Origin of the sequence: Arthrobacter sp. C9C5 (assembly GCF_013359735.1) — a bacterium.
Classification (GTDB): domain Bacteria; phylum Actinomycetota; class Actinomycetes; order Actinomycetales; family Micrococcaceae; genus Arthrobacter.
Genome location: NZ_JABFMX010000011.1, coordinates 128,490 through 152,932 on the forward strand (window position 1 = coordinate 128,490; position 24,443 = coordinate 152,932).

A 24,443-nucleotide genomic window follows, 5' to 3' on the forward strand; every position below is an offset into this window, starting at 1 on the left:
CCCCATTTCCGGCCCGGGCGTGCCCGGGCCACTGTCGCCAGCTGAGAGAGCTGGATGGAAGCAGGCTATGGCCGGGCTGTGACAATCTTGCCCGGCCCTGCCTTGTCCGGACCGGCCCGGACAAGGCAGCCCGGCGGGCAGTGCGGCGTACGTCAGCCCTGGAAGCGCGCCGCGCCGTCCGGATCCCGGGCTTGTTCGATCGATTCCAGATGCCCGGGCATCAGCTCGGGGAATTCTTCGGGCCGGAACCAGCCCACGGCGAGGGATTCGTCGTCGTTGACGCGGGCCTCCCCGGAGACATAACGGCAGCGGAACACCAGGGTTAGGAAGTGGCAGACGTCGCCGTTGGGGTAGGTGGTGGGACCCACGGCGTCCACCGAGACCAGCCTTTCGGCAGCGGCAACCACGCCGGTCTCCTCCAGGACCTCGCGCAGCAGGCCCGGTGCGGGCTCCTCGCCCGGTTCTAGGATCCCGGTGATCAGGCCCCACCGGCCATTGTCCGCCCGCTGGCCGAGCAGGACCCGGCCGGCGTCGTCGAACACCACGGCACGGGCGCCGGGAATCCAGAGGCCACCCCTGAATTCATCCTGAAGCTGCGCGAGAAAATCGGACAGGAACCCCATCCCGCCAGCCTAACCTGCGGGCAGCAGCATCGCGGCCACAGTCCCGGCGAGCATGAAGGGGCCGAACGGAATGTCCGACTTCAGCGTTCCGCGCCGCGAAACGAGCAATGCCACACTCCAGAGTCCGCCGAACAGGAAGGCCGCAAACGTTCCGGCAAAGACGTGCCCCCAGCCGAGGAACCCGAGGTACATGCCCAGCACCCCCGCGAGCTTGACGTCGCCAAAGCCCATCCCCGGCGGATAGACAGCCCGCAGGAGGAAATAGAACAGCCAGAGGACGGCCCCGCCGGCCACGACCCGGAGCCCGGGCACGCCGAAGAGCCCTGCCCCGCCGTCCGGCGCTGACGCTCCGGCCACGGACACCGCCTGCGCCGCGGCGGCGCCCAGCAGGAGCACGCCCGCGACCGCGTAGGAGGGAAAGATGATCCGGTTGGGCAGCAGGTGGTGCCTGACATCGATGACGGTCAGCCGCGCGGCCATCACCGCGAAGTGGGCGCACGCCAGCAGCGCCAGCCAGAAGGCCAGCGGGGCGTCTCCCCCAAGTTCGCCGAGTCGATGGATCACCCTCGGATGCTACTGGATTTTGCCGTGTCCGTGCCGCTCCCCGCCGGGGTTGGCGTGTGACTGGCGGCCGCCGCGCGCCGACGTTAGGCTTCCGGGATGACTGCGCCCGACTCCTACTGGCCCCCGTTCGCCCTCTCGCTGGCCACGCCCCGCCTCACGCTCCGGCCCATCCGCGACGCGGAAATCCCCGCCGCGGTGCAGGCGGCCCTGAGCGGGGTCCACGAACCAGGCCGCAGCCCCTTCAGCCGGCCTTGGACGGAAATGCCGGCCGAGGAGCTCGGCCCGAACATGGCGCAATGGTACTGGCGCTGCCGCGGGAATATGTCGCCGCAGGAATGGACCCTACTGCTGGGCGTCTGGCACGACGGCGAGTTCGTCGGCTGCCAGGACGTCGAGGCCAAGGACTTCGCCACCTTGAAGACGGTCAGCACCGGCTCCTGGCTCACCCGACGCGTGCAGGGCCGGGGACTGGGCAAGGAAATGCGCGCCGCCGTCGCCCTCTACGCCTTCGACTGGCTCGGCGCCGAAGTCGCCGAGTCCGAGGCGGCGGCCTGGAATCAGCAGTCCCTCGGCGTCTCCCGCTCCCTCGGCTACGAGCTCAACGGCATCACCCGCGCCAACTGGGGCGGCAAACTCCAAGACTCCCAACGGGTCCGCCTCACCCCCGCCACCTTCAAACGCCCCGACTGGACCCTGGAAGTCCAAGGCCACGAACCCACAGCAAAGTACCTGGGGATCCACGCGTAGCCAGCGGGGCGGGGCCACCGCAGCCCCGCGAAGGTGACAGACGCACACGCCGCGCCGCGGGTCCTTCGCCAAAAGGCACCGTTCGCACACGCCGCGCCGCGGGTCCTTCGCGTAGTCGCGCATCGCGGCACATCGGCCCCCAGAGGTCGCCCAGCGACCGCCGGGGGCCGATGGGACGTGTCTAAGCGACGGCGAAGGGGCCGTGGCACGGCGAACGTGGCACGGCGAACCCGGCCAGGCGAACCCAACCACGGCCCCAAAAGGAAGCGAGCTGAAGGCGAGGCTTAGATCTCCGCCCCCTCGAGCATGTCCGTCACCAGCGCAGCGATCGGCGAGCGCTCGGAGCGGGTGAGGGTGATGTGGCCGAAGAGCGGGTGGCCCTTGAGGGTTTCGACAACGGCGGCCACGCCGTCGTGCCGTCCCACCCGGAGGTTGTCGCGCTGGGCGACGTCGTGGGTCAGCACGATTTTGGAGTTCTGGCCGATCCGGCTCATCACGGTGAGCAGGACGTTCTTCTCGAGGGATTGCGCCTCGTCCACGATCACGAACGCGTCGTGGAGTGAGCGGCCGCGGATGTGCGTGAGCGGCATGACTTCGAGCATGCCGCGGTCCATGACCTCCTCCACCACTTCCTGGCTGACCAACGCGCCTAGGGTGTCGAAGACGGCCTGCGCCCAGGGGTTCATCTTCTCGGACTCGGAGCCGGGCAGGTAGCCGAGTTCCTGGCCGCCGACGGCGTAGAGCGGCCGGAAGACGATTACCTTGCGGTGCTCCCGGCGTTCCAGGACGGCTTCGAGGCCGGCGCACAGGGCCAGCGCGGATTTGCCGGTGCCGGCCCGTCCGCCGAGGGACACGATGCCCACGGACGGGTCCATCAGCAGGTCGATCGCGAGCCGCTGCTCGGCCGAGCGTCCGTGCAGGCCGAAGACGTCCCGGTCGCCCTTGACCAGGCGGACCTGCTTGTCGGCTCCGACCCGGCCCAGGGCGGAGCCGCGGTTGGAGAGCAGCACCAGGCCGGTGTTCACCGGAAGTTCGGCCGCGGCCGGGATGAAGACGGGCTCGTGGCCGTAGAGCGTGTCCACTTCGTCCTCGGCGGCGTCGATCTCGGCGATGCCGGTCCAGCCGGAGTCCTTGACGAGCTCGTTGCGGTATTCGTCGGCGAGCAGCCCCATGGCGGAGGCCTTGACCCGCATCGGCAGGTCTTTGGATACCACGGTGACGTCGCGGCCCTCGTTGGCAAGGTTCTTGGCGACGGCGAGGATCCGGCTGTCGTTGTCGCCGCCCCGGAATCCGGCCGGCAGCACCTCGGCGGAGATGTGGTTCATCTCGACCATCAGGGTGCCGCCGTCGTTGCCCAGCGGGATCGCGCGGTCCAGGCCGCCGTGCTCCACCCGGAGGTCGTCGAGCAGGCGCAGCGCCTTGCGGGCGAAGTAGCCCAGTTCCGGGTCATGCCGTTTGCTTTCAAGCTCGGTGATGACGACGATCGGCAGGATCACTTCATGTTCGGCGAAGCGCAGCAGCGCCCGCGGGTCCGAGAGCAGCACGGAGGTGTCGATCACGTAGCTTCGGGCGGTCTCCCGGCTTGCTGTTCCTTCCCCGGAAACAGCAAGACCGGCGGCAACGTCGGAATGCGCTGCGCCGGTCTTGGAAGTGGCTCGCTTGGCGCGAGAGGTAGCTTTCTTGCCCTGGTCGGAAATGACGCCGGGCAATTCTGCAGAAATAGCCACATCGACTCCAGCCCCGGGCCGCTGGCCCGGACTTGTTATTGGTGAGGCGGTTCGGCCTTGAGGCCGGACGCGGCCTCCCATACATCCGGTGCGAACTTCCGCTCCATGTACTGGCCTCCCCGATCAGCCGGCGGTTTGCCCGCTGATGGGATTAACGTACGTCCACAGCCCGCACGTTGCCGGTCTATTTTTCGGCGATTCTTGAAGACATCAGGTGAAGCCCGGATGAACCGCGTCAGGAGCCGAAGCGGCGCTGCCGGCCGGCGTAGTCGCGCAGCGCGCGGAGGAAGTCCACCTTGCGGAACGCCGGCCACAAGGCCTCGCAGAAGTAGAACTCGCTGTAGGCGCTTTGCCACATCAGGAAGCCGGACAGCCGCTGCTCCCCGGAGGTGCGGATCACGAGGTCCGGGTCGGGCTGGCCGCGGGTGTAGAGGAAGCGCGAGATGTCGTCGACGCTGAGTTCGTCGGCCAGCTTGCCGATGTCGGCGCCGCGGGCGACGGCGTCGTGCAGCAGTTCGCGGACGGCGTCGACGATTTCCCGGCGGCCGCCGTAACCGACGGCGACATTGACGTGGATCTTTTCGTGCACGGGGGTGCGGGCCGTGAGCTTGTTGAGCCGCTCGGCGAGGTAGTCCGGCAGCAGTTCCGGGGCGCCCATGGCGTGCACCGAGATGTCGGCGTCCTCGTCGAGGCGGTCCAGGGTGTTGGCGATGATGCCCATCAGCAGGTCCAGCTCTTCGCCGGAGCGGTTCATGTTGTCCGTGGAGAGCATGTAGAGCGTGACGACTTTGATCCCGAGCTCCTGGCACCAGCCAAGGAATTCGTGGATCTTGTCCGCGCCGGCCTGGTGGCCCTGGCTGGTGGGGGCGTTGAACTGCCGGGCCCAGCGCCTGTTGCCGTCAACCATGACCCCGATGTGCTTGGGGATGCGCTCCGGGTCAAGGGACCGCTGGAGGCTGCGCTCGTAGAAGCCATACAGGAACCCGGGCAGTTCCATCCGGAGATTCACCTGGCTTCCTTGAGGTCTGACGGCAGTGCATTCCTAGGCTACCCGCCGGAGGGCAGGTACAGCGCACACCGCGGTCTCGATTTCCTCCGCAGACATTGTTACCCGCGGGTAACTTACCGGACCGTAGGTTATTATGGCGGGATGGAGAGCACCAGTCCGGAGCCCGGATCCGAGCGGTCCGCGCACAGCGGAAATAGCCCCAAGGGCCGGGAAAGCAGCCCGGTGGACGACGCCGCCGTCAGGATCGCCGAACTCCTGATGATCAAGCCGAAATGGCGCGGCTGGATCCACACCGTCACGGCGCCGCTGGCCTTTGCAGCAGGCCTGGTGCTGGTGCTCCTGGCCCCCACCGCCGAGCTGAAGACCGCCTCGGCGGTCTACGCCTTCACCGGTGTTCTGCTCTTCGGCGTCAGCGCCGTCTACCACCGCGGGAACTGGTCCCCCGGCGTCAAAATCGTGCTGAAGCGGCTGGACCACACAAACATCATGCTGGTGATCGCCGGCAGCTACACACCGCTGGCCTGGGCGCTCCTGGACCGGCCCAAGGCCGTGCTGCTGCTGTGGGTGATTTGGTCCGGCGCGGTGCTCGGGGTGCTCTTCCGCTTGCTCTGGACCCACGCCCCGCGCTGGCTCTACGTGCCGATCTACATCGCCCTGGGCTGCGGGGCCTTGTTCTACCTGCCCGATTTCTTCGCCGCCAGCGCCCCCGCCGCGGTGCTGATCTGCGTGGGTGGCGCCCTCTACATTGCCGGCGCCGTGTTCTATGCGCTGAAGAAGCCGAATTTCAGCTACGAGCACTTCGGCTTCCACGAGCTGTTCCATGCCTTCACGGTCTTTGCCTTCGCCGCGCACTACATCGCGATCGCGATCGCTGTCCTGGGCTGACCGGCTCAGCCCGGCCCGGACCGCCGGCCCGCCTGGATTCCCCCACTTTTGAATTCCAGACGCCGGGACTCGCCGGCGGTCAGGCCGGACACGCCGGGCGCCCACTTCAAACGTGGGGGGATTCCAGCGCCGGCGCCACCCTCAGCCGGGCCGGCCCGCGGCAATCAACTCCGGGAGCTGGCGCATGTCGTGGAAGACCGTGGTGCCGGGGCCCGCGAGCCATTCCGCCGGGGTCATTCCGCCCGCATAGGCGAACGCGTGCATCCCCGCGGCCCGTGCCGCCTGGACCCCGTAGGCGCTGTCCTCGACGACGGCGCAGCGCTCCGGCGCGGTCCCGAGCGTCCCGGCCGCATGCAGGAAAAGGTCCGGGGCAGGCTTGCCGTTGGCCACTTCCGTGGCGCTGAAGATGCGGCCGGCGAAACGGTGCAGCAGCCCGGTCCGGCCCAGTGTCCGTTGCATCTTCGCATGGCTGCCGCTGGAGGCAACACAGTGCGGGAGCCGGAGCCGGTCCAGGGCCTCCTCCACGCCGTCGACGGCCGTAAGGTCGCGTTCGAAGGCCTCGTGGTACCACGTCTGGTAGGTCCGGTCCCAGCCTTCGGCCAACTCGATGCCCAGCTCTCGTTCGACGGCGGCGATGAAGTTGGCCTCGCTCCGGCCGACGAAGCGCCGCACGATTTCCTCGATCTCAAGCTCCCAGCCAAGGTCGGCCAGGACCCGCTGGTCAACCTGGACCGAAATCACCTCCGAGTCCACCAGGACGCCGTCACAATCAAGAACCACCAGGTCAAAGGGATCCGGGTCCCCCGGGACAAGACTCATTCAGCCATGGTAGCCAGCCGGGCACGGAGCGCGGCGACAGAACCCGCCGGAAGGTCGCACACCATGCCGCGGCACAGGTAGACCTGCGGCGACCCGCCCGGCCCCGCAACGCGGCCGCGGAGCAGGGGGACCTGCCCGCCCCCGGCGGCGGACTCCCCCGCCGGGTCCTGGAGCGCAATCACCAGCCCCGGGCTGGGCGAGAGCAGCAGCGCGCGGTGCAGCGCCGCCCGCTCCGGCGTGTCGGTGCCGACGACGGCGGCTTCCACCGGGCCCGCCAGTGCGGCCTGCGCCGTGGCCAGCATCCACCCGGCCACCCTGGGTGCGTTGGTGGCCAGCGGCGGCAGCAAGGACAGGATGTTTCCGGCCATGGCGCGGCGTTCCGAGGATCCGGACAGCGCTGCAGAGGACAGCAAGACCCCGGCAAACGCGGCCGCACCGCTGGGGGTGGCGTTGTCGAAGGGATCCATGCCGGCCCGGCCGCCCTGCGCGTTGAGGACCTGCGCTGATTCCCCGGCGGCGTCGCGCAGCGCCCCGCCGGCCGCGAACCGCGTGCAGGCAGCCGCCAGGATGGCCTCGGCCAGGGCATACCAGCGGGTCCGCCCGGAGACGGCGTAAAGCGCGAACAGGCCCTCCACGCAAAAAGCGTAGTCCTCCAGCAGGCCGCCGATCCCGCGGGCAGACCCATCGTGGGACACCCGGAGCAGCCGGCCTGGCTCCCCGCCCTGACCCGGTGTCCAGTGCACCCGCTCGAGGTAGCCGGCGATCCGCTCGGCTGCGCCGAGCAATTCGGGGCGGTCCAGCACGGCACTGGCCTCGGCCAAAGCCGCGACGGCCAGCCCGTTCCAGCCGGCCACCACCTTGTCATCCCGGGCAGGCTGCGGCCGCGCCGCGCGGGCCAGCCGCAGCAGCGGCCGGGCCCGCTGCCACAACCCGGCTTCCGGACCGTCCAGCGCGTGGCCGGGATGCAGCGGCGACCCGGCTTCGGACACGGTGCCAGCGTCGCGGACATGCATCAGCCGCGCCACGGCCGCGCCGTCCGCGGGCCCCAGCAGCTCCGCCAGTTCCGCGGGGGTCCACAGATAGCTGGCGCCCTCGGAATGCACCCCGCCCACCACGGTGTCCGCATCCAAGGATGACGCCAGCGCCGCAGGGCCTTCGGCGCCGCCTTGGGTAGCTTGCGCCGCCGCACCGGACAGACCCAGCGAGTCGAGCATCCAGTCGGCGGTGTCGCCGGCGACGGCGGCGGCCTCCGCGGCCGGGTACCCGTCCGTGCCGCCGAGCCGGACCCAGTGGACGTAGACGCGAAGCAGTTGGGCGTTGTCGTAGAGCATCTTCTCGAAGTGCGGCACGGACCAGTCGCGCGTCACGGAGTAGCGGGCAAAGCCGCCGTCGAGCTGGTCGAACAGTGCCGAACGCGCCATCGCGGCGAGCGTGCGGCCCGCCACGTCCCGGGCCGCCTCCGCGGTGTCGGAAGCTGTGGCGGCGTGCCGGATCAGGAACTCCAGGACGGCCGACGGCGGGAATTTGGGGGCGGTGCCGAAGCCTCCCGCGACATCTTCGGAGCGGGCCAGGGCGCGCACCGCCGCGGAAAGCAGGGCCGGGTCAAGGGCGGCCGCGGGCGCGTCCAAGCGGACGGCGGAAGCGGACTGCGCGGCGGCGATGCCGCGCGCCAGCGTGGCGGCGTTCTGTTCGACGGCATCGCGGCGTTCCAGCCAGGCCTCGCGGACCGCTGCCAGCACCTGGCGGAAGGAGGGCCTGCCGGGCATCGGCCGGGGCGGATAGTAGGTGCCGGCGTGGAAGGCCCGGCCGTCAGGCAGCAGGAAGACTGACATCGGCCAGCCGCCCTCGCCGCTGATGGCCTGCGTGGCGGCCATGTAGACGGCGTCGACGTCGGGGCGTTCCTCCCGGTCCACCTTCACGGCGACGAAGTTGGCGTTCAGGAAGTCGGCGGTGTCCTGGTCTTCGAAGGACTCGCCGGCCATGACATGGCACCAGTGGCAGGCGGCGTAGCCGATCGACAGGAACACCGGAACGTCCCGGGCCGCGGCGAACGCAAAGGCTTCATCGCCGAAGGGCTGCCAGTGCACGGGGTTGCCGGCGTGCTGGCGGAGGTAGGCGGAGGGTTCCCCGCCCAGGGCGTTGGCCGCCCCGGGTGAGGCATCGGAGGGGCCGCGGTCAGCGGTTCCCGGATCCTGCATCACCGTTGGTTTCCGGCCGGATTTCCGCGCCGTCGCCGGTTTGCGGGTAGCCGCCCAGGCTGCCGCTCCCGGGCTGCCCGGCCTGGATCTGTCCGGCTTCCTCGGCGGCGGCACGCTCTTCCTCCACCTGCGCCCGGTAGCGGACCCGACGGATCCGGCGCACCATGTCCACAATCAGCAGCGCCGTAAGCACCACGATGAACGCGGTCAGCAGGAAACCCAGCAGGCCCGGGGTGACCTGGTCCTGGTCGAGTCCCGGGCGCAGCGACGGCGTCGGTGTCGGCGCCGGGGAAGTCGCCAGGGCGATGAGCAAGGAATGCACGGTGGAAACCTTCTGTGGGGAGCGTCTTTTGCGGGTCTTCCGGTACCACTCTTCTACGCGGCATAGAAGTCCCTGCTGGAACTATCTTAGCCCGGCAAAGAAGTCCGTCTCGGGCACGTCGGCGGGGACCCGGGTCTTGATCAGCGAGTAGTCCTCCCACGGCCAGGTCTGCCGCTGCATCGCCGGCGTTACCGCGAAGAAGAAGCCTTCCGGGTCGATCTGGGTGCGGTGCGAGCGCAGGGCGTCGTCGCGTGCCTCGAAGAAATCCCCGCACTCTATCTGGGTGGTGGTGGGGTGCGTGGGCGCGGGCGGGGTGTGCCCTTCCGCGTCCGCCTCAAGCCAGGCCGCGAGCCGCTCGGCATACGGCGACTGCAGGCCGGCTTCCTCGAGGGCGTAGTGCAGGGCGCGGAAGCGTTCGGGACTGAACGCACGGTCGTAATAGAGCTTGCTGGGTTCCCAGGCCTCCCCGGTTCCGGGGTAGCGTGCCGGGTCGCCGGCGGCCTCGAAAGCCTCGACGGCGACCCGGTGCGCCATGATGTGGTCCGGGTGCGGATAGCCGCCGTTCTCGTCATAGCTAAGGATGACTTGCGGCTTGAAGTCGCGGACCAACCGGACCAGCGGGGCGGCGGCCCGCTCCAGCGGCAGCGTGGCAAACGAGCCGACCGGAAGCGGCGGCAGCGGGTCGCCTTCGGGCAGGCCGGAGTCGACGAAGCCCAGCCAGCGCTGGCGGATTCCGAGGACCTTGGCGGCGTTGTCCATCTCCAGCCGGCGGGCGCCCGCCATGTCCCGCTTGGGGTGCGGCGCACTCTCCATCGCCGGGTTCTGGATGTCGCCGCGGGAGCCGTCGGTGCAGGTGGCCACCATGACTTCGACGCCGGAGGCGGCGTACATGGCCATCGTCGCGGCGCCCTTGCTGGACTCGTCGTCGGGGTGCGCGTGGACGGCGAGCAGCCGAAGCTTGGCTGACGGGCTGGGGGACGCTGTCATCGTTGGACGGCTCCTCTTTCTTCTGCGGGGTCGGTGCTGCGCGGGCGGAACGGCGGTGCGGAAATTCCCCTGCCCGATCCACACTAAACTGGACTGGTGACTTCCGAGGAGCAGCCTGCCGCGCCCGCGCCGGCACCTACCAGCCTAGCCAATCGCTACGGCGGCCAAAAGCGCACACTGGGCGGCAGGACCAAGCGCAACATCCTGATTGCTGCCCTCGCGGCCGGAATCGGCTTCATGGCCTGGATTTCGACGTCGGCAGCCACCGAATCCGTCAGCTTCAAGGACATCGGCTACAGCACCCCCGACGCCACCGTGGCCGAGGCGGATTTCCAGGTCACCAAGAATCCGGCCACGGCCGCCAAGTGCGCCGTCAAGGCCCTGGATGCCAAGTTCGCCGTCGTCGGCTGGAAGGTCGTCGACGTCGGTCCCAACGCCGTCGATGCCGGCGCCGACGGCGGCCGCACCACCGTGCACCGGGTGACGATCCGCACCGAATCGCAGTCCGTGTCCGCCGTCGTGGACAACTGCTGGATTCCGGACGCCGCGAAGTAGCCGCCCCCGGGAGGAATCGGGCCTGGAACCGGGGCTCCGGCAGGGCTCAATGCGTAACACAGTGTGATCTGCGCCGCAGCGGTTCTTGGGTTTATCCACAGCATTGACTACAATAGATCAATACCCCTGCCCCGCTGAGCTGGTTACTGAGATCCATAAGTGGCCACCGTGGCGGGGTCTTTGCTTGTTTGACCAGCTTGTTTGACCATCAAAAGGAGAAGTCCGTGTCGACCACCAACAGCGCAACTGCAGCTTGGCTTACCCAGGAAGCTTTTGACCGCCTGAAGGCAGAGCTGGACCACCTCTCCGGCGCCGGCCGTGCAGACATCGTTCAGAAGATCGAAGCTGCCCGCCAGGAAGGCGACCTCAAGGAGAACGGCGGCTACCACGCGGCCAAGGAAGAGCAGGGCAAGATCGAGGCCCGCATCCGCCAGTTGACCGTGCTGCTCCGCGATGCGCACGTGGGCGAGGCCGCTGCCGACGACGGCATTGTCGAGGCCGGCATGATCGTCGTCGCGAAGATCGCCGGGGACGAAGAGACGTTCCTGCTGGGCTCGCGCGAAATCGCTGGCGACTCCGAGCTGGACGTCTTCAGCGAGAAGTCCCCGCTGGGGTCCGCCATCGTCGGCCACAAGGAAGGCGACAAGCTCAGCTACACCGCCCCGAACGGCAAGGACATCACGGTGGAGATCATCTCCGCCAAGCCGTACGTCGGCTAACAGCACCAGCGCTCGACGCCGGCCCTCCCCTGCAACGGGAGGGCCGGCGTCGCCGTTTAACTACCGGCGCCGGCTCAGTAGCAGAGCCGCGATGACGCCACCGGCGGCCCCGCCCAGGTGCGCCTGCCAGGAGACGTAGCCCGCCACGATGGGGAGCATGCCGAAGAGGATGCCGCCGTAGGCCAAAAAGAGCACCACCGAGAGCAGGATCTGGCCCCAGTGGCGGTTGAAGAAGCCCCGTACCAGCAGGAACGCGAAGAGCCCGAAGACCAGCCCGGACGCTCCCACCGTGATGTTGAACCCGCCGATCAGCCACACCGCCGCTCCCGAGCCGAGCCAGCTGGAGGCCAGCGCCGTGGCGAAGACCCGCACGCCGGACAGGAAGACCAGGAACCCGAAGATGACCAGCGGCAGGGTGTTGGAGAGCAGGTGGGCGAGGTTGGCGTGCAGCAACGGGAACGTCAGGATGTCCAGCAGCCCGTCGGCGGAGCGCGGGCGCAGCCCGAAGGTGGCGTTCAGCGAATGCATCGTCAGGGAGTTGACGATCTCGATCGCGTAGAGCAGCAGCACGAAGGATCCCACCACCAGCAGGCCCAGCCGGGCCAGGACGGCAGGGGTATCCCGCCGCTCGGCCTTGGACGCTCCGAGCACGGCGGCCGCCTAGTGCACCACGATCGGCTGGAATCCTTCGGCCCGGAGCGCGCCAAGGACCTGCTCGCAGTGCTCGTGGCCCTTGGTTTCCAGGTTGACGGTGATGGAGACGTCGCCCATGCTGATCGAGCCGCCCACCCGGGTGTGGTCCAGTCCGGTCACGTTGGCGTCATTTTCGGCGATGATCCTGGCGATGGTCGCGAGCGAGCCGGGCCGGTCGTCCAGCATCATCCGCACGGTCATGTAGCGGCCGGCGGCGGAGAGGCCGCGCTGGATGACTTTGAGCATGAGCATCGGATCGATGTTGCCGCCGGAGAGCACGACGGCGGTGGTGCCGGGGTTTTCGATCTTGCCTTCCATCAGGGCGGCCACGCCCACGGCGCCGGCCGGTTCGACCACCATCTTGGCCCGTTCCAGCAGGAAGATCAGCGCCCGGGCCAGCGCGTCCTCGCTGACGGTGACGACGTCGTCGACGAGCTCGCGGATGATGCTGAAGGGCAGCTGCCCCGGCCGGCCGACGGCGATGCCGTCCGCCATGGTGGACACGCGCTTGAGCGGCACGAGGGCGTCGGCGGCGAGCGAGGGCGGGTAGGCTGCGGCGTTTTCGGCCTGCACGCCGATGATCCGGATCTCCCGGCCGAGTTCCTTGGCCCTGGCCTTCACGGCCACCGCGACGCCCGCCAGCAGGCCGCCGCCGCCGACGCCCATCAGGATGGTGTCCACGTTCGGGATCTGCTCGAGGATTTCCAGTCCCACGGTGCCTTGGCCGGCCACCACGTCGACGTCGTCGAAGGGGTGGACAAAGACGGCGCCCGATTCGTCCGCGTAGCGCTTGGCCTCGGCCAGCGCCTCGTCGACGTTGTGGCCGTGCAGCACCACCTCGGCGCCGTGGCTGCGCGTCGCGGCAAGCTTGGGCAGGGCAACGCCGAGCGGCATGTAGATGCGGGCCTTGATGCCGAGGGCCTTCGCCGCGACGGCCACGCCCTGGGCGTGGTTGCCGGCAGAGGCCGCAACGACGCCGCGCTTCTTCTCCTCGGCCGAGAGCTTGGCCATACGGACGTAGGCACCGCGCACCTTGAAGGAGCCGGCGCGCTGCAGGTTCTCACATTTGAAGTAGACGTCGCCGCCGACGATGCTGCCCAGCGCCCGGGAGGACTCCACCGGGGTCCGCGTAATAATCCCGTCGAGCAGCTTCTGCGCCTCCAGGACATCGTCCAACGTGACGGGCAGGCTCTCGAGGGTATTCACGAACTAGTCTCCTTTAGGGGTTCCGGCGTCGGCGCCAGGGCGGTGGACCTCCCTGAAACCCGGGTCCTGGCCGGCGCCTGCAAGGGCAGGAACTCCCTGCGGGCTTGCGGCTGCCAGCTCTCCATCATGTTCCCACGTTCTGGCCGCAATGTACCGAATGGCCGAGTTTGCTACGGCGAGGATCGGTACGGAGAACAGGGCACCCGGGATGCCGGCGAGGTAGGAACCCGCGGCGACGGACAGGATGACGGCGACCGGGTGGAGCGAGACGGCCTTGCCCATGACCAGGGGCTGCAGGATATGGCCTTCCAACTGCTGGACCAGCAGCACGATGCCCACCATGATGAGGGCGTTGACCAGGCCGTTGGCCACAAGGGCCAGCAACACGGCGACGGCGCCGGTGACGAGTGCGCCGACCAGCGGGATGAACGAGCCGATGAACACCAGCACGCCAAGCGGCAGGGCCAGCGGGACGCCAATGATCGCGGCGCCGACGCCGATTCCCAGGGCGTCCACGAAGGCCACGAACATCTGGATCCGGGTGTAGCTGACCATTGAGGTCCAGCCGCGCCGGCCGGCGCCGTTGACGGCCGGGCGGGCCTTCCGCGGCATCAGCCGGACCAGGAATCCCCAGATCCGTTCGCCTTCGAGCAGGAAGAAGATCGTGACGAACAAGGCAATCAAGAGCCCGGCGGCGAAATGCCCGGCGGTGCTGCCGAAGGTCAGCGCGCCGCTGAGGATGCTGCTGCTGTTCTTCTGCAGCGCGTCGGCCCCTTCCTTGACGTAGGTGTCGATCTGGGCGGCCGTCAGGTGCAGCGGCCCGTCGGCCAGCCAGGTCTGGACCTGCTGCAGGCCGGTAAGCGCTTGGCTCCAGAGCTCGCCGAAGCCGGCGGTGAGCTGGCGGCCCACGAGGGCGAGCGCGCCGGCGATGACCCCGATGAAGCCGAGCAGGGTGATGGCGACGGCGGCGCCGTTGGGCACCCGGCGCCTGCGCAGCCAGCGGGTGACGGGGCTGAGCAGTCCGGCCAGCAGGGCGGCGACCATCACCGGGATGATGAGGAAGCTGATTTTGCTGAGCAGCCAGACGAGCACCCCGGTCACAACCAGGATCAGGCCGATCCGCCACGCCCACGACGCCGCAATCCGTACGCCGTAGGGAATGTCCTCGTCCAGTTCCCGGTCGCTGCGGGCACGGGGCTCCGTGCCTCCGGCCCGTTCACGGAGCCCGGCCGGGTCGACCGCCGGTGAAGACTGCCCGGCGGGCGGGGCGGAGAGTTCGGGGTCGGCGTAGCCCGGCAGGGTGGCGTCGGGCACGGCCTGGTCGGAGCGGGCGTCATCAGCTGGCGTCATTACCCCATAATTCCCTAGCTTGGCTAGGAAAGGAAACGGGAACACGGCCGCGGTTCCGCCGCCTCCCGCCGTCGTCATGACCGGCGGCGGAGGCCGCTGGTCCGTGAACCGCTAGGAGCCCAGCTCGGCAGTGATTCCCCAGCTCATGGTGAAGGACTCCCCCGCAGGCAGCCAACGCAGGCCGTCGCCGCTGTTGAAGGCGTTGGCCGGCCCGGTCATGGGCTCGAGCGCCACGGCCGTGGTCCGGCCGGGGAACTTGTCGGTGACGAAGACGTGCACGTAGCGGCAGTGCTCGTCCTGCCAGAGGCTTACGCTGCGGCCGTCGGCGGCACGCAGCGTACTGCTCGCCAGGCCGCCGTCGAAGTCCAGGTCCGTGAACGCGCAGTCCATGTCGAGCTCCCCGGCCAGCCGGCCCGCCCGGAGGTCGAAGTCGCCGGCGACCGGCTCGGTACTGCGCGGAATCAGGCGCCCGTCGGTCACCAGCCGGGTGCGGCCGCTGACGGTCACGGTGAGTTCCTCGCTCGGAACCTCCCCCAGCCGCAGGTACGGGTGCGCGCCGAGGACGAAGGGGGCCGGCTCCTGGGAATCGTTGATCAGCGTCTGCCACGCGGTGAGCCCCAGGGCCTCGTTGAGTTCGTAGCGCACCCGGTGCCGCAGCAGGAACGGGTAGCCGTGTTGCGGAAACACAGCCGCCTCCAGGGTCACGGAGAATTCCGATTCATCCACCAACTCGTAGGAGGCGTTCCGCAGCAGCCCGTGGCTGGCGTTGTTTCTGGCCACCTCGGTGATATCGAGCTGCTGTTTCTTCCCGTTGAGGTACCAGACACCGTCCTCCACGCGGTTTGCCCACGGCGCCAGGGTGATCCCGGTGGCGCCGGGCGGGATGTCGGCGTCGCCGTAGCTCTCGGTCAGCGCGATGCCCGCACGGCTGTAGAGCCGCAGGCCGGCCGCGAGTTCGGTCACCACGGCCAGGGCATCGCCCCGGCGCAGTTCGTATTGCCTGCCGCTCGCGTAGCGACGGGCGGAGGTGTCGGGTCCGCCTGCGGCGGAAGCGATGGCGGCGGAGGCGACGGCGGCAGAAGGGTCTGGGGTGGCCGGGGAAGCAGGGAGGTCCATGGGCACCACGGTACCGAACCGGGCGCCCGCCCGTACACGGCGGGGCTTTGCCGGAAACTCATGAAGTCTGATCGAATGATGGAATGCGCGCCAACAGCATCACCAAAGGCACCCTCGCCGACGGCCGGGAGCTCTACTACTTCGATGATGCCTACCGTGGTGCCGAGCGTGATGATGCCGGGGATGCAGCCACGCAGCGGAGCCGGCCGCGGGCCTACGACGACCGCCGGGCGCTGGACGGACGGGCCGCCGCCGGCGAGCTGCGCTTCGACGCGCTGACCGGCGAATGGGTGGCGATCGCCGCCCATCGCCAGTCCCGGACGCACCTTCCGCCGGCCGATGAGTGCCCGCTGTGTCCGAGCGCCCCGGCCAACCCCTCGGAAATCCCGGCGCCGGACTACGACGTCGTCGTCTTCGAAAACCGCTTCCCCTCGCTGGGCCCCGACCTCGGCCAGCTCCCGGCGCAGCCGGCGTGGGGAACCAGCGTGCCGGCGTACGGGCGCTGCGAGGTGGTCTCCTTCACGCCGGACCATACCGGTTCCTTCGGCGGCCTCGGCGAGGTACGTGCCCGTACCGTGGTGGAGGCCTGGGCTGTCCGCACTGCGGCGCTCAGCGCGCTGCCCGGGATCCGCCAGGTGTTCCCGTTCGAGAACCGCGGCGCGGAAATCGGTGTCACGCTGCACCACCCGCACGGCCAGATCTACGCCTACCCCTACCTGCCGCCGCGCGCGGCTGTGCTGGCCGCCGCCGCACGGAAACATTACGACGACGCCGGCGGCCGGGACACGCTCACCGGCTCGCTGCTGCGCTCCGAGCGCACGGACGGCAGCAGGATGGTCCTTGAGGGCCGGCACTTCAGCGCCTACGTGCCCTTCGCCGCCCGCTGGCCGCTGGAAGTCCACCTCGTCCCGCACCGGCAGGTCCCCGACCTCGCGGCCCTCGACGGCGAAGAGAGGGACGAACTCGCGCAGCTGTACCTGGACCTGCTGCGGCGCCTGGATGCCCTCTACCCCACCCCTACCCCGTACATCGCCGCGTGGCAGCAGGCGCCCCTGGACACGCTGCTCCGCCCCGCCGGCTACCTGCACCTGCAGCTGACCTCGCCCCGCCGCGCCGCGGACAAGCTCAAGTACCTGGCCGGCTCGGAGGCAGCCATGGGGGCATTCATCAACGACACCACGCCGGAGGCTGTCGCGGCCCGGCTGCGCGACGCAGTCCCCACGAGTTACGCAGTCCCCACGGAAAGCAGCACCCTATGAACCTCCCGCTGGGCACCAAGGAACTTCGGTCGCGGTTCGAGGAGGTCTTCGGGGCTGCCCCCGACGGCGTTTGGCAGGCCCCGGGCCGGGTCAACCTGATCGGCGAACACACGGACTACAACGAGGGCTTCGTGCTGCCGTTCGCCATCGACCGGACCGCCCGGGTGGCCGTCCGACTCCGGCAGGACTACACGCTGCGGATGCTGTCCACGTTCGGAAACCAAGGGCTGACGACGGCGGACGCTTGCGTCCTGGACCCCGCCACGGCCAGGGGCTGGACCAAGTATCCGCTCGGCGTGCTCTGGGCCCTGGAGCAGCGCGGCCTCGCCGTCCCCGGACTGGACCTGCTGCTGGACTCCGACGTGCCGCGGGGAGCCGGGCTGTCCTCCTCGCATGCCATCGAATGTGCCATCATCCTGGCCGTCAACGAGCTGACCGGTGCCGGGCTCAGCGCGGAGGACATGGTCCTGGCCACCCAGCGCGCGGAGAACGACTTCGTCGGAGCACCCACCGGGATCATGGACCAGTCGGCCTCGCTCCGGGGCGCCGCGGGCCGGGCCGTGTTCCTCGACTGCCGGGACCAGAGCGTCCGGCTGGTGCCGTTCGACGCCGAGGCAGCCGGCCTGGTGCTGCTGGTGATCGACACCAAGGTCTCGCACTCGCACGCCGGCGGTGGTTACGCGGCCCGGCGCGCGTCCTGCGAGCTGGCCGCCGACGTGCTCGGCGTCCGGGCGCTGCGCGACGTCGGGGTCGGGGATCTCGAGGAAGCTGCCGGGCTGCTGGACACGGAAACGTTCCACCGGGTCCGGCACGTCGTCACCGAGAACGACCGCGTGCTGCAGACCGTGGAACTCCTCGAGAGCGCAGGGCCGCAGGCCATCGGCGCGCTGCTGGACGCCTCCCACGCCTCGATGCGGGACGATTTCGAAATCTCCTGCCCCGAATTGAACCTCGCGGTGGACACAGCCCGCGCCGGCGGCGCCATCGGCGCCCGGATGACCGGCGGCGGCTTCGGCGGCGCCGCGATCGCCCTCACCCCGGCAGGCGCGGAGCAGCGGGTGCGGGCCGACGTCGGACGGGCCTTCGCGCGCGCCGGCTACGCCGCTCCGGACGTCTTCCGCGTGCGCCCCGCGGCGGGAGCCCGGAGGCTGGACTGAAGCCGGCCTGATGCTGGCATGGGGCTGGCCTGAAGCCGGCCGGGGCGGAAGGCACGAAGCGGGCCCCGCCATCCGGCGGGGCCCGCTTCATAAGTCGTGCTGTTGTGCGGTTGCCGGCTAGTCGTCGCCGCGCAGGATGGCCAGCAGGCGGATGATCTCGACGTAGAGCCAGACGAGGGTGACCGTGAGGCCGAACGCCGCGGTCCAGGAGAAGCGCTGCGGGGCGCCGCTGCGGACGCCGGCTTCGATGCTGGTGAAGTCCATGATCAGGGAGAACGCGGCCAGTCCGATCGCGAGCAGACCGATGAAGACACCCAGCGGGATCCCGAAGAGCTCGACCTGGGTACGCAGGCCGAACGGGGTCTGCACGGCGCCGGTCCACATCATGACCATGTTGACGAGCGCGAAGACGGCGTAGCCGATCAGGGCGATCATGAAGAAGCGCATCGCTTTGGGGGTGGCGCGGACCTTGCCGCTCTTGAACAGGACTAGGGTCACGGCGAAGACGGAGAGCGTTCCGATCACGGCCTGGAGCCCGACGCCCGGGAACATCCCGTCGAGGATCCGGGTCAGGCCGCCGAGGAACAGGCCCTCAAGGGCTGCGTAGGCCAGGATCAGCGCCGGCGAGGGCTGCTTCTTGAAGGTGTTGACGAGGGCCAGGACAAAGCCGCCCAGCGCACCGACAATCATCAGCATCGAGGCCAGGCCCTGCGCCACCACGAGGGTAACGGCCGCGCCCGCGATCACGGCCGCGAGGCAGGCCGCCGTCTTCATGATGACGTCGTCAAAGGTCATGCGGCCGCTGTCGGCTGGTCCGGCGGCAGGGCGGTTGTACATGTCCTGCAGCTGGTCGCTGCTCATCGCCTGCTGCGCCGGGTTCCAGCCGGCCTGGGCCTGGCCGTACTGGGGCTGGCCGAACTGGTTTTGGCCATACGGGTTCTGGCCGTAGCCCTGCCCGTACGGCGCTTGCGGGGCAGGCGGTGCCTGGGTGGCTCCACGGAAGTTCTTTCCGTTGAAGATCGGGTTTCCGCCAAGTGCCATTGCTGGTGTCCTCCAAATTAAGGGGGTAGGTGATGATCGGTGGTGAGGATCGTTATGTCTCACGCTACCAATTCCCACGCCCGGCGGGCAGGGATAGTTCCCTTCGGGTTCCTGCCGCAATGAAACCGTGATCTGGTGCGGCCCGCCCCCGCCCTGCTTCGGCCCCGGCGGGCCGCCCGTCCGCCGAATGTTTAGGAATCCTCGGAATCAACAAAAGTTTTCTTTAGCTCGGCTAAATCCCGCCGGTCCGTCTGCTTCACGGTTGTTACGCGATCGCGACGTTCTCCCTGCTCGCAGCGGCATTAGTTGTCCCGCCCGGCCTGTAACATTGGCCCAACAGGGTGACGAACATCACAAGCAAGAACCGCTCCATCGCATCGCAGTATCCGCTCTACCCTCGTCCCCTGACCGTTCGCAGCGGTTGCAATGGCGCAACCCAGACCACCCCCATGTGGAGGTTTTCAATTTGAGAAGCACACCGAGAGGCCTGTCGCAGAGACGGCGCGGCAGAATGCTGAAAGCTGTGGGGGCCCTTTTCGCCGCCGTGGCCGCCCTTCTGCTCGTCGTCGCACCGGCATCCCAGGCCGCGACCCCCTCGCCGACACCATCCCCGTCGAGCACCTCGTTCCAAAACAGCATCAGCGGCTTCCTGCGCGGCGATGACCGCGCCCCGCTCGCCGGTGTCAGCATCACCGCCAAGAGCGGCGACTTTACCGGAACAACCAAATCGGGTCCCAACGGTTCCTGGACCATCGGCGTCCCCACCCAGGGGACCTACGAGGTCGAACTGGACGTGAAAACCCTGCCCCAGGGCATCAAGCTCGCCGAGGGCCAGGAAAACCCCCGCAAGGTCAGCTTCAGCCAGACGTCCAACCTGTCGGTGATCTTCGCCTTCGGCAAGGGCATCGTGGTCCAGCAGCAAGACTTCGGCCAGAACCTGCTTAACCGCCTGGTGGCGGGCCTGAGCTTCGGCCTGCTGCTCGCCCTCGCATCGGTGGGATTGTCGCTGATCTTCGGCACCACCGGCCTGACCAACTTCGCGCACGGCGAGATGGTCACGCTCGGCGCCGTCCTCGTCTTCGGCTTCAACGCCATGAACCTGCCGTTCTGGCTCTCCATCATCCTCGCCCTCCTCGGCGGCGGGCTCTTCGGCTACGTCCAGGACGCCGGGCTGTGGAAGCCGCTGCGGCGCCGCGGCACCGGCCTGGTCCCGATGATGATCGTCAGCATCGGCCTCGCCCTCGCCGTCCGCTACGTGATCCAGTTCTACTTCGGCGGCGCCACCCAGCAGCTGCCCTTCGCCCAGAGCGCGGAAATCCAAGTCGGGCCGGTCTCCATCTCGCCCAACAACCTCTGGTCCCTGCTCATCAGCGTCGTCGTCATCGCCGTCCTCGGCGTCGTACTGCTCAAGACCCGGCTGGGCAAGGCAACCCGCGCGGTCGCCGATAACCCGGCACTGGCCGCGGCCTCCGGCATCGACGTCGACTCGGTCATCCGGATCGTCTGGGTCACCGGCGGCATGCTCGCCTCGCTCGGCGGCATTCTCTGGGCGTACTACCGTCCCGGCGTCACCTTCGATATGGGTTCGCAGATCCTGCTGCTCATCTTCGCCGGCGTGACCCTCGGCGGCCTCGGCACCGTCTGGGGCGCCCTGTTCGGATCCATCATCGTCGGCATCTTCGTGGAGCTGACCACCGTCTTCGGCCTCGCCGCCGACCTCAAGTACGTGGGAGCACTGTTCATCATGATCGTTGTCCTCTTGTTCCGGCCTCAGGGCATCCTGGGCCGCCGCGAGCGCGTGGGTTAGGAGACAGACATGGACTTCGGATTTATTCTTTCCAGCGCTGCCGGTGAGCTGCTCAGCCCGACGACGGCGGCGTACGCGCTTGCCGCCCTCGGCCTGGCGGTGCACTTCGGCTACTCCGGCCTGCTGAACTTCGGCCAGGCCGGCTTCATGGCGGTGGGAGCCTACGGCTTCGCCATCTCCACCCTGACGTTCCACGTGCCGTTCTTCGTGGGCCTGCTGATCGCCGTCGTCTGCTCGGCGATCTTCGCCTTGCTGCTAGGCATCCCCACGCTCCGGCTGCGGGCCGACTACCTCGCCATCGTGACGATCGCGGCCGCGGAAATCGTCCGCTACATCGTCACCACCAACCAGCTCACCTCGGTGACCGGTTCCGCCAACGGCCTGGCCGCCTTCGAAGGCGACTTCTACGCCATGAACCCGTTCCCCGAAGGATCGTACTTCGGGATGAACAACCGCGACTTCTTCATCCGCGTGGTCGGCTGGGCCTTGGTGATCGTCTGCTGCCTGCTGGTCTGGCTCCTGATGCGCAGCCCCTGGGGCCGCGTCCTGAAGGGTATCCGTGAAGACGAGAACGCCGTCCGCTCGCTCGGCAAGAACGTCTACTCCTACAAGATGCAGGCCCTCGTCATCGGCGGCGTGCTCGGAGCCCTCGCGGGCATGGTCTTCACCCTCCCCCGCGGTGCGGTGCAGCCGGCCAACTACGGCACCGAGCTGACGTTCTTCCTCTACACCTGCCTGCTGCTCGGCGGCCTCGGCACCGTGCTGGGGCCCGTCGTCGGGGCGATGATCTTCTGGGTCGTGCTCTCGCTCACCCAGGGCGTGCTGTACGGCTTGATCGAATCGGGCGCCGTCACGTGGCTGAACACGGTCCAGGCCGGCCAGCTGCGTTACATCCTGGTCGGCATCGCGCTGATGCTGCTGATGATCTTTAGGCCTCAGGGCGTCTTCGGCAACAAGAAGGAGCTGGCGTTCGCATGAGCATGCACAGCGAAGAACCAAAGACCGGCGTCGGCTCCACCGAGGCCGCAGAGAACATCGACTACATGACGGACACGCGTCCGATTGCGGCCGGCGAGATCGCTCCCGGCTGCAAGAAGCGCGATCCGATTGTGGTGGCGGAGAACGTCACCCGCAGCTTCGGCGGCATCAACGCCGTCGACGTCGAATACCTCGAGATCCCGCGGCACAAGATCACGGCCCTGATCGGCCCCAACGGCGCCGGCAAGACCACCCTGTTCAACCTGCTGACGGGCTTCGATACGCCGAACACGGGCAAATGGCAGTTCGAAGGAAACAGCCTGGCCGGCGTCTCCTCCTACAAGGTGGCCCGCATGGGCATGGTCCGCACCTTCCAGCTGACCAAGGTCATGGGCAAGCTCACCGTCATGGAGAACATGCGGCTGGGCGCCTCACACCAATCCGGCGAGAGGCTCTCCAAGGCCCTGTTCAAGGGAATCTGGGGCGGCCAGGAAAAGAAGATCACCGAAGAAGCCAACGTGCTGCTGGAGAAGTTCAAGCTCGACGCCAAGAAGGACGACTACGCGGCGTCCCTCTCCGGCGGCCAGCGCAAGCTCCTCGAAATGGCCCGTTCGCTGATGGTTCGTCCGAAGCTCGTGATGCTGGACGAACCGATGGCAGGCGTCAACCCGGCGCTGACCCAGTCCCTGCTGGACCACATCAAGAACCTCAAGGCCGAGGGCATGACCGTGTTGTTTGTCGAGCACGACATGCACATGGTCCGCCACATCGCCGACTGGGTCGTGGTGATGGCCGAGGGCAAGATCGTGGCCGAGGGCCCGCCGGCCGAGGTCATGAAGAACCCGGCCGTGATCGACGCCTACCTGGGCGCCCACCACGACGTGGATCTTGGCGATTCGGAAGGCATCAAGGTGCTCGCAGCCGAACTTGAGGCCGACGAGGAGTCAATCGTCGGCACCGAGAACGCGGGCATCATCTCCGCCGACGTGCTCGTGACGGAAACACCGGGCACCGAAACCGCCAACGGTGCGGGGCACGGCCGGCGCAGCGCCGAGGAGCCGAACCGGACAGAGAAGGACACAGAATGAGCGCCACGAGTGCGGCCACCGCCGCGAAGAACGCATACGAGGGCGATTCGGTCGTCAAGGTCACCGACCTGGTGGCCGGTTACATCCCGGGCGTCAACATCCTCAACGGCTGCAGCATCGAGGCCCGCAAGGGTGAGCTGATCGGCATCATCGGGCCCAACGGCGCCGGCAAGTCGACCCTGCTGAAGGCCATGTTCGGCCTCGTCAAGGTCCACTCCGGCTCCGTAGTGGTCCGTGGCCAGGACATCACCGGGCTGAAGGCCAACAAACTGGTCAGCCGGGGCGTCGGCTTCGTCCCGCAAACCAACAACGTCTTCGCGGCCCTGACCATCGAAGAGAACCTCCAGATGGGGATGTTCCAGCGGCCGAAGGACTTCGCCAAGCGGTTCGACTTCGTCGCAGAGCTGTTCCCGGAGCTGGCCAAGCGACGGGCCCAGCGCGCCGGCTCGCTCTCCGGCGGCGAGCGCCAGATGGTCGCCATGGGGCGTGCCCTGATGATGGACCCGGCCGTGCTGCTGCTCGACGAGCCCTCGGCCGGCCTCTCCCCCGTCAAGCAGGACGAAACCTTCCTGCGGGTGCACGAGATCAACCGGGCCGGCGTCTCCGTGATCATGGTGGAGCAGAACGCGCGCCGCTGCCTGCAGATCTGTGACCGCGGCTATGTCCTGGACCAGGGCAAGGACGCGTACACGGGCACCGGCCGGGAACTCATGAAGGATCCCAAGGTCATCCAGCTGTACCTGGGTACCTTGGCGGACACGGTCGACTAGTCCGACCATCGCCGTCCCGAAGGGCCGTCACCAGCCGGTGGCGGCCCTTCTGCGTGCCCGGCGCGTGTGCGGGTCCACGTGTACCGTTCGGGCGCCTCAGCAGGTCTCCGGGCGCCTCACCAGCCACTTGCTCGGCGCCTGCGCTCGTTCCTCCCCGGCGCAACAACGGCGCTTTCGCAAGCGCCTGCCTCCGTCGCCCACAGCAGGCCCGACGTCGTGCGCCCCTCCACGCGCCCACCCGTCCCGTTTCCGCGCCGGTTCCGGACCGGCGCACCCCGGATCCGGGAGGCCCCCGTCGAGTTCCGTAGCGAGAATCCGGCGCCGCAGCCTCCGCAGGCCACCGCCGGCCCGACGTCGTCCGCCCCTCCGGGTGCCCATCCCTCCTGTTTCCGCGCCGGTTCCGGACCGGCGCACCCCGGATCCGGGAGGCCCTCGTCCGGTTCCGTAGCGGGAATCCGATTCCGCAGCCTCCAGCGCCCACAGCGGCCTGACGACGCTGTCCGGCCCCCCAGCATCAGCGGGTTCCTTGATCAGGTCGCAGGCTTGGCACTTGACTCGGCGGCCCGCCCCTCGTTTCCGCGCCGGTTCCGGACGGGCGCACCCCGGATCCGGGATGCCCTGGTCCGATTCCGTAGCGTGAATCCGATCCAGCGGCCCGGGGCGGGTTTCCGGCGTCGGGCACTTCCCCCGGCGGTCGAAAGTCGGCTGTGCGTGACGCAGGTCCCCGGACCGCACCTCCCCCGGCATGCAAGAGACCCCCGTCCGGGGTGAACTGCTCCCCGGAAGTTGGACTGAGAAATTCAGTTCCGACTCCCGGGGAGCA

Annotated in this window: 23 protein-coding genes; 10 read left to right on the top strand and 13 right to left on the bottom strand. The window is 68.7% G+C overall.

Translation table 11 applies throughout. The features are described 5' to 3' along the window. Window positions 1-152: 152 nt before the first annotated feature. Complete coding sequence (locus HNO80_RS10585) at window positions 153-623, bottom strand: NUDIX hydrolase (protein WP_175322814.1); 471 nt, start codon at window positions 621-623, stop codon at window positions 153-155. Between the two features lie 9 nt (window positions 624-632). Beyond that, window positions 633-1,187, bottom strand: a complete 555-nt coding sequence (locus tag HNO80_RS10590) for a prepilin peptidase (protein WP_175322815.1) — start codon at window positions 1,185-1,187, stop codon at window positions 633-635. 96 nt (window positions 1,188-1,283) lie between these two features. Between HNO80_RS10590 and HNO80_RS10595 the strand changes: the two genes are divergently transcribed. After that, complete coding sequence (locus HNO80_RS10595; RefSeq protein WP_175322816.1) at window positions 1,284-1,934, top strand: GNAT family N-acetyltransferase; 651 nt, start codon at window positions 1,284-1,286, stop codon at window positions 1,932-1,934. Window positions 1,935-2,218: 284 nt separating this feature from the next. Here the strand turns inward: HNO80_RS10595 and phoH2 are convergent, their stop codons facing one another. Together phoH2 and HNO80_RS10605 are read right to left on the bottom strand one after the other, a co-directional pair. Further along, window positions 2,219-3,661: an RNA 5'-3' helicase PhoH2 gene (phoH2, locus tag HNO80_RS10600; protein ID WP_175322817.1), complete on the bottom strand. Its 1,443-nt coding sequence runs from the start codon at window positions 3,659-3,661 to the stop codon at window positions 2,219-2,221. A 235-nt stretch (window positions 3,662-3,896) separates the two neighbouring features. Then, the gene (locus HNO80_RS10605; protein ID WP_175322846.1) at window positions 3,897-4,658 is read right to left on the bottom strand and encodes an isoprenyl transferase; all 762 of its coding nucleotides are present in this window, start codon (window positions 4,656-4,658) and stop codon (window positions 3,897-3,899) included. 255 nt (window positions 4,659-4,913) lie between these two features. Between HNO80_RS10605 and trhA the strand changes: the two genes are divergently transcribed. Continuing rightward, on the top strand, window positions 4,914-5,555 hold the full coding sequence (gene trhA, locus HNO80_RS10610) for a PAQR family membrane homeostasis protein TrhA (RefSeq protein WP_502707840.1): 642 nt from the start codon (window positions 4,914-4,916) through the stop codon (window positions 5,553-5,555). A gap of 141 nt (window positions 5,556-5,696) precedes the next feature. On the opposite strand, the gene HNO80_RS10615 is transcribed toward trhA, so the two are convergent. The 4 genes from HNO80_RS10615 to mca all read right to left on the bottom strand — a co-directional run bounded on the left by HNO80_RS10615 (window position 5,697) and on the right by mca (window position 9,881). Next, window positions 5,697-6,374: an HAD family hydrolase gene (locus HNO80_RS10615; RefSeq protein WP_175322819.1), complete on the bottom strand. Its 678-nt coding sequence runs from the start codon at window positions 6,372-6,374 to the stop codon at window positions 5,697-5,699. After that, window positions 6,371-8,572, bottom strand: coding sequence for a thioredoxin domain-containing protein (locus tag HNO80_RS10620; protein WP_175322820.1), 2,202 nt, complete (start codon window positions 8,570-8,572; stop codon window positions 6,371-6,373). Before HNO80_RS10620 ends, HNO80_RS10615 begins: the two co-directional genes overlap by 4 nt. After that, the gene (locus HNO80_RS10625; RefSeq protein ID WP_175322821.1) at window positions 8,550-8,894 is read right to left on the bottom strand and encodes a hypothetical protein; all 345 of its coding nucleotides are present in this window, start codon (window positions 8,892-8,894) and stop codon (window positions 8,550-8,552) included. The genes HNO80_RS10620 and HNO80_RS10625 overlap by 23 nt, the downstream gene beginning before the upstream one ends. A gap of 81 nt (window positions 8,895-8,975) precedes the next feature. After that, window positions 8,976-9,881, bottom strand: a complete 906-nt coding sequence (mca, locus tag HNO80_RS10630; RefSeq protein ID WP_175322822.1) for a mycothiol conjugate amidase Mca — start codon at window positions 9,879-9,881, stop codon at window positions 8,976-8,978. Window positions 9,882-9,977: 96 nt separating this feature from the next. Here mca and HNO80_RS10635 point away from each other — a divergent pair, with 96 nt between their 5' ends. Both HNO80_RS10635 and greA read left to right on the top strand, forming a co-directional pair. Further along, complete coding sequence (locus tag HNO80_RS10635; RefSeq protein WP_175322823.1) at window positions 9,978-10,436, top strand: DUF4307 domain-containing protein; 459 nt, start codon at window positions 9,978-9,980, stop codon at window positions 10,434-10,436. A gap of 224 nt (window positions 10,437-10,660) precedes the next feature. Next, window positions 10,661-11,155 carry a transcription elongation factor GreA gene (gene greA, locus HNO80_RS10640; RefSeq protein WP_138769984.1) on the top strand — a complete coding sequence of 165 codons (495 nt, stop codon included), beginning with the start codon at window positions 10,661-10,663 and terminating at the stop codon, window positions 11,153-11,155. Window positions 11,156-11,215: 60 nt separating this feature from the next. Here greA and HNO80_RS10645 read toward each other — a convergent pair whose 3' ends face one another. From HNO80_RS10645 to HNO80_RS10660, 4 genes are all read right to left on the bottom strand, one after another. Beyond that, window positions 11,216-11,806 carry a rhomboid family intramembrane serine protease gene (locus HNO80_RS10645; RefSeq protein WP_175322824.1) on the bottom strand — a complete coding sequence of 197 codons (591 nt, stop codon included), beginning with the start codon at window positions 11,804-11,806 and terminating at the stop codon, window positions 11,216-11,218. Between the two features lie 9 nt (window positions 11,807-11,815). Further along, complete coding sequence (gene ilvA, locus HNO80_RS10650; protein WP_175322825.1) at window positions 11,816-13,054, bottom strand: threonine ammonia-lyase; 1,239 nt, start codon at window positions 13,052-13,054, stop codon at window positions 11,816-11,818. A gap of 3 nt (window positions 13,055-13,057) precedes the next feature. After that, complete coding sequence (locus tag HNO80_RS10655; protein WP_175322826.1) at window positions 13,058-14,404, bottom strand: AI-2E family transporter; 1,347 nt, start codon at window positions 14,402-14,404, stop codon at window positions 13,058-13,060. Between the two features lie 111 nt (window positions 14,405-14,515). Then, entirely contained in the window at window positions 14,516-15,520 is a 1,005-nt protein-coding gene (locus HNO80_RS10660) for an aldose 1-epimerase family protein (RefSeq protein WP_175322827.1), read from the bottom strand. Window positions 15,521-15,603: 83 nt separating this feature from the next. On the opposite strand from HNO80_RS10660, the gene galT reads away from it, so the two are divergent. Next, on the top strand, window positions 15,604-16,779 hold the full coding sequence (galT, locus tag HNO80_RS10665; protein WP_175322828.1) for a galactose-1-phosphate uridylyltransferase: 1,176 nt from the start codon (window positions 15,604-15,606) through the stop codon (window positions 16,777-16,779). Then, complete coding sequence (gene galK / locus HNO80_RS10670; RefSeq protein ID WP_175322829.1) at window positions 16,776-17,936, top strand: galactokinase; 1,161 nt, start codon at window positions 16,776-16,778, stop codon at window positions 17,934-17,936. Before galT ends, galK begins: the two co-directional genes overlap by 4 nt. 117 nt (window positions 17,937-18,053) lie before the next feature. Here galK and HNO80_RS10675 read toward each other — a convergent pair whose 3' ends face one another. Then, on the bottom strand, window positions 18,054-18,977 hold the full coding sequence (locus HNO80_RS10675) for a Bax inhibitor-1/YccA family protein (protein WP_175322830.1): 924 nt from the start codon (window positions 18,975-18,977) through the stop codon (window positions 18,054-18,056). 511 nt (window positions 18,978-19,488) lie between these two features. Here HNO80_RS10675 and HNO80_RS10680 point away from each other — a divergent pair. From HNO80_RS10680 to HNO80_RS10695, 4 genes are read left to right on the top strand one after another with little or no spacing between them, the layout of a single operon-like run. Continuing rightward, a complete protein-coding gene (locus HNO80_RS10680) occupies window positions 19,489-20,784 on the top strand; it encodes a branched-chain amino acid ABC transporter permease (protein WP_175322831.1) in 1,296 nt (431 codons plus the stop codon). 9 nt (window positions 20,785-20,793) lie between these two features. Then, window positions 20,794-21,762, top strand: coding sequence for a branched-chain amino acid ABC transporter permease (locus HNO80_RS10685; RefSeq protein ID WP_175322832.1), 969 nt, complete (start codon window positions 20,794-20,796; stop codon window positions 21,760-21,762). Further along, window positions 21,759-22,850, top strand: coding sequence for an ABC transporter ATP-binding protein (locus HNO80_RS10690; RefSeq protein ID WP_175322833.1), 1,092 nt, complete (start codon window positions 21,759-21,761; stop codon window positions 22,848-22,850). The genes HNO80_RS10685 and HNO80_RS10690 overlap by 4 nt, the downstream gene beginning before the upstream one ends. Next, window positions 22,847-23,620 (top strand): ABC transporter ATP-binding protein, encoded by a 774-nt coding sequence (locus tag HNO80_RS10695; RefSeq protein ID WP_175322834.1) that lies wholly within the window; start codon window positions 22,847-22,849, stop codon window positions 23,618-23,620. The genes HNO80_RS10690 and HNO80_RS10695 overlap by 4 nt, the downstream gene beginning before the upstream one ends. Window positions 23,621-24,443: the final 823 nt, after the last annotated feature.